The sequence below is a fragment of the Bradyrhizobium sp. Rc2d genome, from assembly GCF_900099855.1.
GTDB lineage: Bacteria > Pseudomonadota > Alphaproteobacteria > Rhizobiales > Xanthobacteraceae > Bradyrhizobium.
Genome location: NZ_FNCU01000003.1, coordinates 54,096 through 66,476 on the forward strand (window position 1 = coordinate 54,096; position 12,381 = coordinate 66,476).

General features: G+C 64.4%; 13 protein-coding genes. 8 read left to right on the plus strand and 5 right to left on the minus strand.

Translation table 11 applies throughout. From position 1 onward, the window contains the following. Positions 1–9: 9 nt before the first annotated feature. The 5 genes from cysW to BLV07_RS06440 all read left to right on the plus strand — a co-directional run bounded on the left by cysW (position 10) and on the right by BLV07_RS06440 (position 4,621). Entirely contained in the window at positions 10–921 is a 912-nt protein-coding gene (gene cysW, locus BLV07_RS06420) for a sulfate ABC transporter permease subunit CysW (protein WP_091881327.1), read from the plus strand. Beyond that, positions 911–1,945 (plus strand): sulfate/molybdate ABC transporter ATP-binding protein, encoded by a 1,035-nt coding sequence (locus BLV07_RS06425; protein WP_091881331.1) that lies wholly within the window; start codon positions 911–913, stop codon positions 1,943–1,945. The genes cysW and BLV07_RS06425 overlap by 11 nt, the downstream gene beginning before the upstream one ends. Positions 1,946–2,073: 128 nt before the next feature. After that, positions 2,074–2,577, plus strand: coding sequence for a CAP domain-containing protein (locus BLV07_RS06430; RefSeq protein WP_091881335.1), 504 nt, complete (start codon positions 2,074–2,076; stop codon positions 2,575–2,577). A 78-nt stretch (positions 2,578–2,655) separates the two neighbouring features. Further along, the gene (locus BLV07_RS06435; protein WP_091881338.1) at positions 2,656–3,831 is read left to right on the plus strand and encodes a DUF3734 domain-containing protein; all 1,176 of its coding nucleotides are present in this window, start codon (positions 2,656–2,658) and stop codon (positions 3,829–3,831) included. 1 nt (position 3,832) lies between these two features. Beyond that, on the plus strand, positions 3,833–4,621 hold the full coding sequence (locus tag BLV07_RS06440) for a 3-hydroxybutyrate dehydrogenase (protein WP_091881341.1): 789 nt from the start codon (positions 3,833–3,835) through the stop codon (positions 4,619–4,621). A gap of 167 nt (positions 4,622–4,788) precedes the next feature. Here BLV07_RS06440 and BLV07_RS06445 read toward each other — a convergent pair whose 3' ends face one another. From BLV07_RS06445 to BLV07_RS06455, 3 genes are all read right to left on the minus strand, one after another. After that, positions 4,789–5,613 (minus strand): sulfite exporter TauE/SafE family protein, encoded by an 825-nt coding sequence (locus BLV07_RS06445; protein ID WP_091881344.1) that lies wholly within the window; start codon positions 5,611–5,613, stop codon positions 4,789–4,791. Positions 5,614–5,800: 187 nt separating this feature from the next. After that, complete coding sequence (locus BLV07_RS06450; protein WP_176945374.1) at positions 5,801–7,168, minus strand: flippase; 1,368 nt, start codon at positions 7,166–7,168, stop codon at positions 5,801–5,803. A 283-nt stretch (positions 7,169–7,451) separates the two neighbouring features. Then, complete coding sequence (locus BLV07_RS06455) at positions 7,452–8,294, minus strand: protein-disulfide reductase DsbD domain-containing protein (protein WP_091881352.1); 843 nt, start codon at positions 8,292–8,294, stop codon at positions 7,452–7,454. A gap of 141 nt (positions 8,295–8,435) precedes the next feature. Here BLV07_RS06455 and BLV07_RS06460 point away from each other — a divergent pair, with 141 nt between their 5' ends. Continuing rightward, positions 8,436–9,080: a YqgE/AlgH family protein gene (locus BLV07_RS06460; RefSeq protein WP_091881355.1), complete on the plus strand. Its 645-nt coding sequence runs from the start codon at positions 8,436–8,438 to the stop codon at positions 9,078–9,080. Between the two features lie 163 nt (positions 9,081–9,243). Here the strand turns inward: BLV07_RS06460 and BLV07_RS06465 are convergent, their stop codons facing one another. Together BLV07_RS06465 and BLV07_RS06470 are read right to left on the minus strand one after the other, a co-directional pair. Next, positions 9,244–10,131, minus strand: coding sequence for a TauD/TfdA dioxygenase family protein (locus BLV07_RS06465; protein ID WP_091881360.1), 888 nt, complete (start codon positions 10,129–10,131; stop codon positions 9,244–9,246). Positions 10,132–10,228: 97 nt separating this feature from the next. Next, positions 10,229–11,008, minus strand: a complete 780-nt coding sequence (locus BLV07_RS06470) for an SDR family NAD(P)-dependent oxidoreductase (protein ID WP_176945375.1) — start codon at positions 11,006–11,008, stop codon at positions 10,229–10,231. 96 nt (positions 11,009–11,104) lie between these two features. Here BLV07_RS06470 and BLV07_RS06475 point away from each other — a divergent pair, with 96 nt between their 5' ends. Both BLV07_RS06475 and BLV07_RS06480 read left to right on the plus strand, forming a co-directional pair. Further along, positions 11,105–11,839, plus strand: a complete 735-nt coding sequence (locus BLV07_RS06475; RefSeq protein ID WP_091881364.1) for an SDR family NAD(P)-dependent oxidoreductase — start codon at positions 11,105–11,107, stop codon at positions 11,837–11,839. Positions 11,840–11,991: 152 nt separating this feature from the next. After that, positions 11,992–12,366 (plus strand): CsbD family protein, encoded by a 375-nt coding sequence (locus BLV07_RS06480; RefSeq protein WP_091881369.1) that lies wholly within the window; start codon positions 11,992–11,994, stop codon positions 12,364–12,366. The last annotated feature ends 15 nt before the right edge of the window (positions 12,367–12,381 follow it).

The window sequence follows — 12,381 nt, forward strand, 5'->3', positions numbered from 1 at the left end:
GGGGATGCGATGACGATGCAGATCGCAGAATCCGCTTCGCTGGTCTCGCCCGATGCGCGCGCACGTGCGCATGCGGCCGCCGCGCGCGACAGCCTGCGTACCGAACCAAGGGCGGTGCGCATCACCATCATCGCGCTGGCGATGATCTTCCTCACCATCTTCGTCGTGCTGCCGCTCGTCGTGGTGTTCGCTCAGGCGTTCTCGAGAGGAATCCTCGCCTATCTCGCTGCGCTGGCCGAGCCGGAGGCGCTGGCCGCGATCAAGCTGACGCTGCTGGTCGCTGCGATCTCGGTCGGCCTCAATCTTGTCTTTGGTCTCATCGCGGCCTGGGCCATCGCCAAGTTCGACTTCAAGGGCAAGACCTTCCTGATCACGCTGATCGACCTGCCGTTCTCGGTGAGCCCGGTGATCTCGGGCCTCGTCTTCGTGCTGCTGTTCGGCGCGCAGGGCTATTTCGGTACCTGGCTGCGCGAGCACGACATCCAGATCCTGTTCGCGGTGCCCGGCATTGCGCTCGCCACCACCTTCGTGACCTTTCCCTTCGTGGCGCGCGCGCTGATCCCGCTGATGCAAGAGCAGGGCACGCAAGAGGAGGAAGCGGCGATCTCGCTCGGCGCCTCGGGCCTGCAAACCTTCTTCCGCGTCACGCTGCCGAACATCAAATGGGGCGTGCTCTATGGCGTGCTGCTCTGTAACGCGCGCGCGATGGGTGAGTTCGGCGCGGTCTCGGTCGTCTCCGGCCATATCCGCGGCGAGACCAACACCATGCCGCTCCTGGTCGAGATCCTCTACAACGAGTACCAGTTCGTCGCCGCCTTCGCGATCGCCTCGCTGCTGGCGATGCTGGCGCTGATCACGCTGATCGCAAAAACCGTTCTCGAACGTCATCTGGACGAAGGACAAGACGCCCGTGACCATTGAAGTCAGGAATCTCGTCAAGAAGTTCGGCAGCTTCAAAGCGCTCGACGGCGTCGATCTCAAGGTCGACAATGGTGAGCTGGTCGCGCTGCTCGGACCATCAGGCTCCGGCAAGACCACGCTGCTGCGGATCATCGCCGGCCTCGACTGGCCCGACGCCGGCGACGTCTCCTTCAACGGCGAGGACGCGCTGGCGCAGGGCGCGCGCGAACGGCATGTGGGCTTCGTGTTCCAGCACTACGCGCTATTCCGCCACATGACCGTGTTCGAGAACGTCGCCTTCGGCCTGCGCGTGCAACCACGCGCTGTCCGGAAAGACGAGGCCACGATCCGTGCGCGGGTGAAAGAACTGCTCGATCTCGTGCAGCTCGACTGGCTCGCCGACCGCTATCCGAGCCAGCTCTCCGGCGGCCAGCGCCAGCGCATCGCGCTCGCCCGCGCCCTCGCGATCGAGCCGCGCATCCTCTTGCTCGATGAGCCCTTCGGTGCGCTCGATGCCAAAGTGCGCAAAGAGCTGCGCCGATGGCTGCGCTCGCTGCACCACGAGATCAACGTCACCTCGATCTTCGTGACCCACGACCAGGAGGAGGCGCTGGAAGTTGCCAACCGCGTCGTGGTGATGGACAAGGGCCGGATCGAGCAGATCGGCTCGCCCGACGATGTCTATGAAAGCCCGGCGACCGCTTTCGTCCACGGCTTCATCGGCGAATCCATCGAGCTGCCGATTGAAGTGGACGGCGGCGTGATCCGGCTCGGCGACCGACCGCTGCGGCTTGCTGCGGATGGGCTTGTGCCTGGCGCGTCAAAACTGTTCGTGCGGCGACATGACATGCTGGTCGGCCCGCCCGGCTCCGGCGCCTTCGAGGGCGCGGTTCAGCATGTCCGCAATTTCGGTCCCGTGCAGCGCGCCGAGGTCGCGCTATCAGGTGGCGAGACCATCGAGATCGACGCGCCCCGCGACAGGGAACTGCGCGCCGGCGACACGATCGGGCTCGAACCCCGCCGCTACCGGATATTTGCGGGCTAGATCCTCCGTCATTCCGGGATGGTCCGAAGGACCAGACCCGGAATGACACCGCGCAGATTTTCCTCAAAATTCACCTTTCAGCCACGGTTGGTATGCAACAACGGCCCCCTCATTTGGGGGCCTGATTCATGCGCGCTGCGGCCGCAATATCAATCACTTTGCTTCTGGCGGGCTGCGCCGGCAACGAAGCGCCGGTCCAGCAGCCGTCCATGTATATCGACATGGCGGTCCCGGGCGCCAAGCTCGATGCGCAGGCGGCCGCTGTGATGATCTCGCAATACCGCCAGAACAACGGGCTCGGTACCGTCGTGATCGATTCCGATTTGATGCTGCTCGCCGAATCCCAGTCCCAGGCCATGGCGGCCGCCAACAAGATGGACCATGACGTTCGCGCGCCGCTCGCCAAGCGGCTGGCCGGCGGTGGCTATCCCGCGACCGTCGCGGTCGAGAACGTCTCGGCGGGCTATCACACGCTGGCGGAAGCGTTTTCCGGCTGGCGCGACTCGCCGCCTCACCGCGCCAACATGCTCAAGGGCGGTGTCACAAAACTGGGCATCGCGGCGGGCTATGCTCCCGGCACCAAATACAAGGTGTTCTGGACCATGATCCTGGCTTCGACGGACCCGCGATAAGCCAGACTTGATCCCGGGATGCATTGACGGCGCGCCGGACTGTCGCCACGGTGGCTCGCCTTTTGCTATTGTTCCCTCATGACAGATCATAGTCCGGACTCCGCTAGCATCCCCGCGAATGCGCAACGCGTCCTGGTCCTCCAGGGCGGTGGTGCGCTCGGCTCGTACCAGGCCGGCGCCTTCCAGGCGCTGTGCGGCCACGGCTTCGAGCCGGAATGGGTCGCCGGCATCTCCATCGGAGCGATTAACGCCGCCATCATCGCCGGCAACGAGGGCCGCACCCGCGTCGAGCGGCTGAAGGAATTCTGGGAGATGGTGTCGGCGCCGGTGCCGTGGAAGCCGATCGGCAAGAGCGATCACAGCCGCGAGCTGTTCAACTCGACGAGCGCGGCGCTGATCGCGACCTTCGGCGTGCCCGGCTTCTTCGTCCCGCGCGTTCCGCCGGCGCCGCTGTGGCCGCCGGGTCATCCCGAAGCGGAGAGCTATTACGATACCGCGCCGCTGAAGAAGACGCTGGAGCGTCTGGTCGATTTCGACCGCATCAACGATGTGAAGACGCGTCTGTCGATCGGTGCGGTCGGCGTCACCTCCGGCAACTTCAAATATTTCGACAATTACGAGTTCAAGAAGGTCGGCAAGAAAATCGGCCCCGAGCACATCATGGCCTCCGGCGCGCTGCCGCCGGGGTTTCCGTCCGTCGTCATCGATGGCGAGCACTATTGGGACGGCGGCATCGCCTCCAACACGCCGCTCGATTACGTGCTCGATGCCGAGCTCGCCCGCGATATGCTGATCTTCCAGGTCGATTTGTTTTCCGCCCGTGGCGATTTGCCGACCTCGCTGCTCGAGGCCGCCGAGCGCGAGAAGGACATTCGCTATTCCAGCCGCACGCGGATGAACACTGACAAGAACAAGCAGCTGCACAACGCCCGCCGGGCCGTGCGCGACCTCATCAGCAAGTTGCCGGATTATCTCAAGAACGATCCCTCCGTCGAATTCCTCGCGAAAGCGGCGCGCGAAAGCACCGTCACGGTGGTGCACCTGATCTACCGCAGCAAGAACTACGAATCCTCGTCCAAGGACTACGACTTCTCGCATGTCGCCATGGTCGAGCATTGGGAAGCCGGGGTGCGCGACGTGCATCTGTCGATGCGCCACAAGGACTGGCTCGAGAGGCCGCAGTCCGGCGAGACCATGGTGACCTACGATCTCACGGGGGACGTCACCGCACCCCCGACAAAAAGGAGCGAATGAAATGGGTAGTCTGTCAGGCAAGAACGCCGTCGTGACCGGATCGACCAGCGGCATCGGGCTCGCTTACGCACGCGCCTTCGCCGCCGCCGGCGCCAACGTGGTCATCAACGGCTTCGGCTCGCCCGAGGACATCGAGAAGGAGCGCGCCAAGATCGAGTCCGATTTCAAGGTCAAGGCGATCTACTCGCCCGCCGACATGACCAAGCCCGCCGAGATCGCCGGGATGATCGCGCTCGGCGAGAAGACGTTCGGCTCGGTCGACATCCTCGTCAACAATGCCGGCATCCAGTTCGTCTCGCCGATCGAGGAGTTTCCGCTCGAGAAGTGGGACCAGATCATCGCCATCAACCTGTCCTCCGCCTTCCATGCCATCCGTGCCGCCGTGCCCGGCATGAAGAAGAAGGGCTGGGGCCGCATCATCAACACGGCGTCGGCGCACTCGCTCGTCGCCTCGCCCTTCAAGTCGGCCTATGTCTCGGCCAAGCACGGCATCGCCGGTCTCACCAAGACCGTGGCGCTGGAAGTTGCGACCCACAAGATCACCTGCAACTGCATCAGCCCAGGCTATGTCTGGACGCCTCTGGTCGAGAAGCAGATCCCCGACACGATGAAGGCGCGCAATCTGACGCGCGAGCAGGTCATCAACGACGTGCTGCTCGATGCGCAGCCGACCAAGGAGTTCGTCACCTCCGAGCAGGTCGCCGCGCTCGCCCTGTTCCTGTGCAGTGACGATGCTGCGCAGATCACCGGCACCAATCTCTCGATCGACGGCGGATGGACCGCGGAGTAGTTCGCGCCGGTTCAGCTAGCTCGCTGTAGCTAGCTCGCTGTCATGCCCCGGCTTGACCGGGGCATCCAGTACGCCGCGGCTTATCAGTTCAATCACAGCTTTCTCGGAGTACTGGATCGCCCGGTCAAGCCGGGCGATGACAGTGAGAGTGGGGCGCGGTCTCTGGCCTAATGCGTCCAGGCCAGCGCCGTCACGAAGGCCGTCGACAAATTCAGCTCCGCAAACATGATCTTGCCGGCGACCACGAACAGCACGCTGGCAAGCGTCAGGCGCAGCACCGCTTCAGGGACGCGCGTCGCGCTGAAACTGCCGACGATGATGCCGGGCAGCGAGCCCATCAGCAGCACGCCCATCAGCGCCCAGTCCACGTCACCGAGCCCCCAGTGTCCGATGCCGGCAACCAGCGTCAGCGGCACGGCATGGGCGATGTCGGAGCCGACGATGGTCGCCATCGGCAGGCGCGGGTAGAGCAGCAGCAATACGGTGACGCCGACCGCACCGGCGCCGACCGACGAGATCGAGACCAGCACGCCGAGCACGATTCCGGTGATCACTGTCGCGATTGCAGTGGTGCGCTCGTCGATCCGCTCGAGGCGTTTCCGGTAGCGATCCATGATCGACTGGCGGAAGATCAGCGACGTCGCAGTCAGGATCAGCGCAAAGCACAGCACCAGATTGACCAGGCTGCGCTCGGTATCGCTCTTGAGGTCGAGCTTCCACAGCACCAGCAGCGTCACCGCGCTCGCCGGAATGCTGCCGCAGGCGAGCCGCAGCACCGCCGGCCAGTGCACGCTGCGCGACCAGCCATGGACCACGCTGCCGCCGGTCTTGGTGGCGGCAGCATAGAGCAGGTCGGTCCCGACCGCCGTGGAGGGATGAATGCCGAACAGCAGGATCAGGAGCGGCGTCATCAACGAGCCGCCGCCTACGCCGGTCATCCCGACAAGCAGGCCGACGCCGAAGCCAGAGGCGACGTAGAGTGGATCAAACATGTCCGGGGAATCTTAGGTTGGTCTCGTCGGTTGGGCAATACGACGTAGAATGAACTTTCTCCGGCATGCAACTGTTTGGATCAAATAAGAAAAATCATGCTGCAGGTGGGAGATGCATAGCCATTTTGCCCTGTTCACCGGCGTCTTGCGAAAGCGCCGTTCCCCAACGGGCAGATAGCCGCATGGCCTATTTTCCAAACGCCAGCACGTGCAGGCCGAGGCGCTGCCGCACGATCCAGAACAAGAGCACCGTCTCGAAGCTGAGCGAGATCGAGGTCGCGGCGGCGGCGCCGTGGCCACCGTAGCGCGGTACCAGTGCGATGCAGAGCACGACGTTCATCACGAAGGCCAGCGCATAAGCGAGCGCGCAGATTCTCTGCTGGCCGAGCATGTTGAGCAGCCGCTCGACCGGCCCGATCGCGGAGCGCACCACCAGGCCGATCGCGGCGACGAACATGATGTCGTAGCCGACCACAAATTGCGGCCCGAACAGCCAGAGCAGCGGCCTGCCGAGCGCAAGCAGCACGATGGTCGCCGCCAGCGACGGCCAGAACGTCCAGCTGATGGCGTGCGCCACATAGGCCGACAGCCGCGCCTTGTCGCCACTTGCGTTGTACTCGGCGAAGCGATGCGCGGTCGTTGCCGACATCGCGTAGTGGATGAAGGAAACCAGCGCCAGCGTCTTGACCACGGCAAAATAGACGCCGACCTCGTCGGAGGGGCGAAACTGCTGCAGCACCAGCACGTCGGTGTAGGACAGCAGCAGATAGAAGCTCTCGACCAGCAGGATCGGCAGCGAGATGGCGAGCCAGCCGCCGATGTCGTAGGCCTTGGGGCCCGGCTCGATGTGATCGGCGAGCTTGCGGTTCAGCATCACCATCTGCCCGGCCATCGCGATCCACACCGCACCCAGGCTCGCGACCATCGCGGCGATCGCGCCGAGATGATAGCCGAGCAGGAAGGCAGAGGCCGTGATGCCGATGATCAGCGCCTGGCGAATGATGAATTGTGGCATCAGCCCGAGCTGCATCCAGTCGTGCGAGCGCGCGATGCCGTCCTGGGTGTTGGCGACGACGAAGGCCGGCAGCGTCATGCAGCCGATATAGAGCGGCAGCACCTCGGCCGGATCGATCCAGGGTGCGAGCAGCCTGACGATGCCGGCGAGGCCGAGCGACACCAGCGCGGAGACGGCGAAGGTCAGCCAGCGGCTGCCGGAGAGAAAGCCGCGCAGCAACGCATGCTCGCCGCGGGCGCGGTACTCCGGAATGATCTTTTGCGCGGAAGCGGAGATGCCGAAATCCATCATGCTGCCGAGCAGCAGCACCCAGGTCCAGACATAGACATAGACGCCATAGTCGGACGTGCCCATCCAGCGCGCGAGCAGCACCTGCGAGACATAGGCGAGGCCTGCGCTGATGACGCGGATGACGAAGATGGTGCCGGCTAGCCGCCGCGTCAGCGAGGCCTCGCTCGAGCCGCCCGTCAGCCTGCCGCGCAGCCGCGCGATCAACCCGGCCGGTCCGGTCGTTGCGGGTTGTGCATCCATCACGGCCAATTCGAGATCCCCGGGGGTTCCGCTTGCTGCGGCCTGCCCGGGAATTAGCAACCATTCGTTAAGATTCGGTTGGGTGGGAGTGCTGTCGCAACCCCAACGTCGTCCTGGCGAAAGCCAGGACCCATTACCCCAGGGAGAAGTTGGACGAAGGCTCGGGGCTACGAGTTCGCGCCACCACTGATCCCTGGGGTAATGGGTCCTGGATCTGCGCTCCGCCCTGGACAACGCTACGCGTTGCCAAGAGCTGCGCTTGTCCAGGACGACCGCTGGGGTTGGGACGACACTACTCCAAATTCGCATTGAACTCGTACGACTTGTCCGGCCCGACCAGCGTGAACTTCAGCGCCGCACCGTCGGGCTTGGCGCCCGGCGGCAGCCCCTCGAGCTCGAAGGAAAATCGCTTCACGTCTGCCGGGCTGGGCTGGACCGGGGCCGGAATCGGCAGCGCCCAATCGGGCGTCGGCCCTTCCACGAACAGATTGACGTTGCGCGCCTCCGCCGGCGCGACCACGTCGACGACCACCTTGGTGGCGCCGTCACGCTTGACGTCGCGGATGGTGAGCGGGTTGGGGTCGCCGATATTGGCGGGCTTGGGCACGGTGTCGAGCGCTGCGCGCAGATTGGCGTCCTCGGTTGAGGCGACGCTGTTGAAGCCAAGCTCGGCGCGGGCCTCGACGGGGATGCAGAGCTTCTCGCACACGGCATAGTTGATCTCGGCGCGCAAGGTCACCGGCTTGTCGGCGGCCTTGGCGACGATGCGCAGGGGCAGCACGATCTGGTCGCGATAGCCGATCGAATGACCGCCCGCGCCGTCGTCGAACTTCAGCGGCGCCGGCCACATGACCGTCACCGCCTCGACATTGTCCGACTTGGAGAAGTCGAACCGCGGCGGAACGCCGGAGTCGCCGGGCGTACGCCAGTAGGTCTTCCAGCCTGGCTGGAGCTGGAAGGCGATACCGCCAAGCAGGACGGCGCCGCTGCGTGACCCCGCGACCAGCCGCACTGCGGAATGTCCGTCGCGTTGCCAGGGCGAAGCGTCGTCGGCACAGGCTGCGATGGCCAGCGACGACGCAAGCAGGGTTGTCGCGACGCCAATCGCCGCACGCAAGGGAACTATGCTGGACATGGCACGTCTTTACAGGGTGGCCCCGGGGCAAACCATTGAATTGCTTGTGATGGATGCATCTGAATCAAGTCTCTGCAAGCCTTGATTTGACAGCCGTCGGGCCCGACATCAGGATAGGAATTGAACCCGGAGTGCTTCACCATGGCTCCTACAGGCAAAAGGACGGGCGAGAGCACCCGCAGCGCGGGCCCCGCGCTCCCCAATTCGGCCGGTTATCTCGACGGCCGGCTCCTGATTGCGATGCCCGTGATGGGCGATCCCCGTTTCGAGCGCTCCGTGATCTATCTCTGTGCCCATTCTGCCGAAGGCGCGATGGGCATCATCGTCAATCACCCCGCCGGCTCCATCGACTTCCCCGAGCTCCTGATGCAGCTCGGCATCATCAAGAAGGGCGAGCACATCAAGCTGCCGGAAAATGCCGAAAGCATGAAAGTGCTGCGCGGCGGCCCGGTCGACACCGGGCGTGGCTTCGTGCTGCACTCCAGCGACTTCTACATTGAGAACGCGACGCTGCGGATCGACGAGGGCGTGTGCCTCACCGCGACCGTCGACATCCTGCGCGCGATCGCCAACGGCTCCGGCCCCAAGCACGCCATCCTCGCGCTCGGCTATGCTGGCTGGGCGCCGGGTCAGCTCGAGACCGAGATCCAGAGCAATGGCTGGTTGCACTGCGACGCCGACACTGACTTGATCTTCGGCGACGACGTCGACGACAAATACAACCGCGCCTTGCAGAAGATCGGCATCGATCCCGGCATGCTCTCCAACGAGGCCGGGCACGCGTAGCTTGGCGCGGCATCCTCGCGGTGTCGCGCGTCATCCTCCGCTGTCATGCCCCGGCTTGACTGGGGCATCCAGTACGCGGCGGCGTATCGGCTCTATCACAACCATCTCGGTGTACTGGATCGCCCGGTCAAGCCGGGCGATGACACCGGTTGCGGAGTAGATCCTACTCCGCCGCCTGCTGCTGCACCGTGGGCTCGGTGCCGGCCACCGTCGCGCGGCGCATGTCGCGCGGTTGCGACTGGTCGTAGCGGCGGACGCGGTGCATGGTCTGGCGGTTGTCCCACATCACGAGATCATGCAGCTTCCATTTGTGGATGTAGACGAACTCTGCTTGCGTCGCGTGCTCGTTCAGATCGCGCAGCAGCAGCCGGCCCTCCGGCACGCTCATGCCGACGATCTTGCCGGCATGCGATGAGAGATACAGCGATTTGCGGCGATGCACCGGGTGCGTGCGCACCAGACGTTGCAGCACCGGCTTGAACATCTCCTTCTCGTCGTCGGTATATTCGGTGAAGCCGAGGGATCCCCGCGAATACATCAGCGAGTGCTCGCACACGAGATTCTCGATCTCCGCCTTGGTCTCGTCGTCGAGCGCGTCATAGGCGGCGCGCATGTCGGCGAATTCGGTGTTGCCGCCCTTCGGGTTCACCACGCGCGCGGACAGCAGCGAGAACTTTGCCGGAATCGGGCGGAACGAGCTGTCGGAATGCCACAGGCAATTGCCGAGGTTGAACAGATGCGCGCGGCTGTCCTTCGCCAGCGGCTTGCCGTCCTTGCCGAGGTTCGAGACATCGTTCAGGCCGGATTGCAGCCGATAATCCTTCTCCTTGGTAACGGTGCCGCCGCGCGCATCCTCACGCTGGCCGAAATTCAGCGCGAACGCCATCTGCTGCTCGTCGGTGATGTCCTGATCGTGGAAGACCAGCACCGCGTATTTGTCCATGGCGGATTCGACCTCGCGCGCCTCCTCCGGCGTGAGCGGCTTTCGCAGGTCGAGGCCCGACACCTCACCGACGAAATGCTTCTGAAGCTGCCGGATGGCGATCGTCATGGCGTTTTCTCCCGCATCTGCGAGCGGTTTCCCCGCTCCGTTTGCGAAAAAAATGACTCCCGCGTCCGGCGATGTCAACGCGCCGCGCGCATGGCTCTTACGCGTTGCGCGCCATCAGCCCGCCATCGACCGGGATCACCGCGCCGGTGAGGAAAGAGGCGGCCGGCAGGCACAGGCTGAGCGTCATATGCGCAACCTCTTCAGGATCGCCGTAACGGCCGAGCGCAGTGCGGCGCTTGGCGTAGATGGTCTTGTGCTCCTCGGAGATGCGATCGGTGATTGCCGTGCGGATCGGACCGGGACAGATGCAGTTGACGGTGATGCCCTCTCGGCCGAGCTCCACCGCAAGCGAACGGGTGAGGCTCGCAACGCCGCCCTTCGCCGCCGAATAGGGACTATGCAATGCAGTGGCGCCGAGCGCCTCGGTCGAGGCGATGTTGACGATGCGCGGGCTCTTCGATTTGCGCAAATGCGGCAGCGCGGCGCGGATGACGCGCGGATGCGCCGTCAGCATCACGGCGAGGCCCTTGGCCCATGCATCCTCATAGGTCTCGTCGTCGATCGCGACACGCACCGAGATGCCGGCATTGTTGACGACGATGTCGAGCCCGCCGAAATGCGCCGCGACATCGCCGACCACGCGGTTGATCTCGCCGCCGTCGGCAACATCGAGCTTCCACGCCTTCGCTGCCCCGCTGCTTGCCGAGATCTCCTTGGCGACCGCATCGGCGCCGCGCTCATCATAATCGGTGACGGCGACGTTCGCACCCTCAGCGGCGAACACGCGCGCGGTTGCACGTCCCATGCCGCTGGCCGCGCCGGTGACGAGGACGGTCAGGCCCTTCACGGACCGGCTGAGCTGTTTGAATTCGGACATGCTGTTTCCTCGCGCCCTGCTTGTTCTTGTTATGATTGACAAGGCTGGCATCGATCCGCAGACAGGTCAAACAAGCAAAACAAGAGGGAGGCCGCGATGAACGAGCTCGATTTCTCAGGCAAGCAGGTGCTGGTGGTCGGCGGTTCCAGCGGCATTGGCAACGGCATCGCGCAGGCCTTTCGCGCCAGGGGTGCTCATGTCGCGGTTTGCGGCACGCGTGCTCGGCCTGCGGAATATTCCATCGAGGAAGGCTCCGATCTCACGGGTCTCGCCTACGCGCAGCTCGACGTCAGCGATGCCGGTGCGATCGAAGCGTTCAAACCGCCCTTCGAACGGCTCGATATCCTGGTGCTCGCGCAGGGCGCAGTGATCTATCGCCGCGGCGAATTCGAGATGGCGGGTTTCCGCAAGGTCGTCGAGGTCAACCTGATGAGCCTGATGGCGTGCGCAACGCGGTTTCATTCCATGCTGCGGGATGCGAAGGGCTCGCTGATCATCGTGTCCTCGACCGCGGCCTATCATTCCACCATGGGCAATCCAGCCTACAACGCCTCGAAGACCGGCGCTGTCGGATTGACGCGCACGCTGGGCGAGGCCTGGGCCGAGGACGGCATCCGCGTCAACGGCATCGCGCCCGGGCTCGTCGACACCAAGATGACGAAGGTGACCACCGACAATCCCAAGCGGCTCGAAGGCGCGCTGGCGCGCATTCCGCTGCGGCGATTGGGCACGCCGGCCGACATGGCGGGCGCGGCGCTGTTCCTGGCTTCGCCGCTGTCGTCCTACATCGTCGGCCAGACGTTGGTCGTCGATGGCGGCCTAACCTTGTAGCCTGGATGAGCGAAGCGACATCCGGGACTTTGCTTGCGCCGTTCCCGGGTATCGCTGCGCTCACCCGGGCTACGTGTTCTACACTTTCTTAAGCGCAAGGAACTGCGCTGCTTCTGATCGGTTACTTCGGCTGATCACCGAGGAGGATTATCATGGACGCGGATCGGATCATTGGATCAGCCAAGGAAATGGCGGGCGGCGTGGAAGGCACCGTGGGCGAGATGGCGGGAGACGCAAAAACGCAGGCCTCAGGCAAGGCACGGGAAGCCGCGGGGACAGTGCAGAATCTATATGGCCAGGCGAAGGACGCAGCGCGCGAAGCCGCAGACACGGCGACCAGCTACGCCAAGGATGCCTATGAGGCGAGCGGCGATACGTTCCGCGACGGCTCGCAGGCGATTGCGCGGAAGGTGCATGACAACCCGCTCGGCGCGCTGCTGATTGCCGGCGGCATCGGCTTCGCGCTCGCGCTTCTGATGTCGCGCCCCGCGCGCCGCCCGCCGCCGCGCTGGCGCTATTACGGCTAACAGCCAAGCCAATCA

What these genes read in the sequence shown, in the direction of transcription:
- BLV07_RS06435 (WP_091881338.1), top strand. Translation starts at nt 2,656, where the DNA reads ATGACAGATCATAGTCCGGACTCCGCTAGCATCCCCGCGAATGCGCAA.
- BLV07_RS06475 (WP_091881364.1), top strand. Translation starts at nt 11,105, where the DNA reads ATGAACGAGCTCGATTTCTCAGGCAAGCAGGTGCTGGTGGTCGGCGGT.
- BLV07_RS06445 (WP_091881344.1), bottom strand. Translation starts at nt 5,613, where the DNA reads ATGTTTGATCCACTCTACGTCGCCTCTGGCTTCGGCGTCGGCCTGCTT.
- BLV07_RS06470 (WP_176945375.1), bottom strand. Translation starts at nt 11,008, where the DNA reads ATGTCCGAATTCAAACAGCTCAGCCGGTCCGTGAAGGGCCTGACCGTC.
- cysW (WP_091881327.1), top strand. Translation starts at nt 10, where the DNA reads ATGACGATGCAGATCGCAGAATCCGCTTCGCTGGTCTCGCCCGATGCG.
- BLV07_RS06480 (WP_091881369.1), top strand. Translation starts at nt 11,992, where the DNA reads ATGGACGCGGATCGGATCATTGGATCAGCCAAGGAAATGGCGGGCGGC.
- BLV07_RS06430 (WP_091881335.1), top strand. Translation starts at nt 2,074, where the DNA reads ATGCGCGCTGCGGCCGCAATATCAATCACTTTGCTTCTGGCGGGCTGC.
- BLV07_RS06455 (WP_091881352.1), bottom strand. Translation starts at nt 8,294, where the DNA reads ATGTCCAGCATAGTTCCCTTGCGTGCGGCGATTGGCGTCGCGACAACC.
- BLV07_RS06440 (WP_091881341.1), top strand. Translation starts at nt 3,833, where the DNA reads ATGGGTAGTCTGTCAGGCAAGAACGCCGTCGTGACCGGATCGACCAGC.
- BLV07_RS06460 (WP_091881355.1), top strand. Translation starts at nt 8,436, where the DNA reads ATGGCTCCTACAGGCAAAAGGACGGGCGAGAGCACCCGCAGCGCGGGC.
- BLV07_RS06465 (WP_091881360.1), bottom strand. Translation starts at nt 10,131, where the DNA reads ATGACGATCGCCATCCGGCAGCTTCAGAAGCATTTCGTCGGTGAGGTG.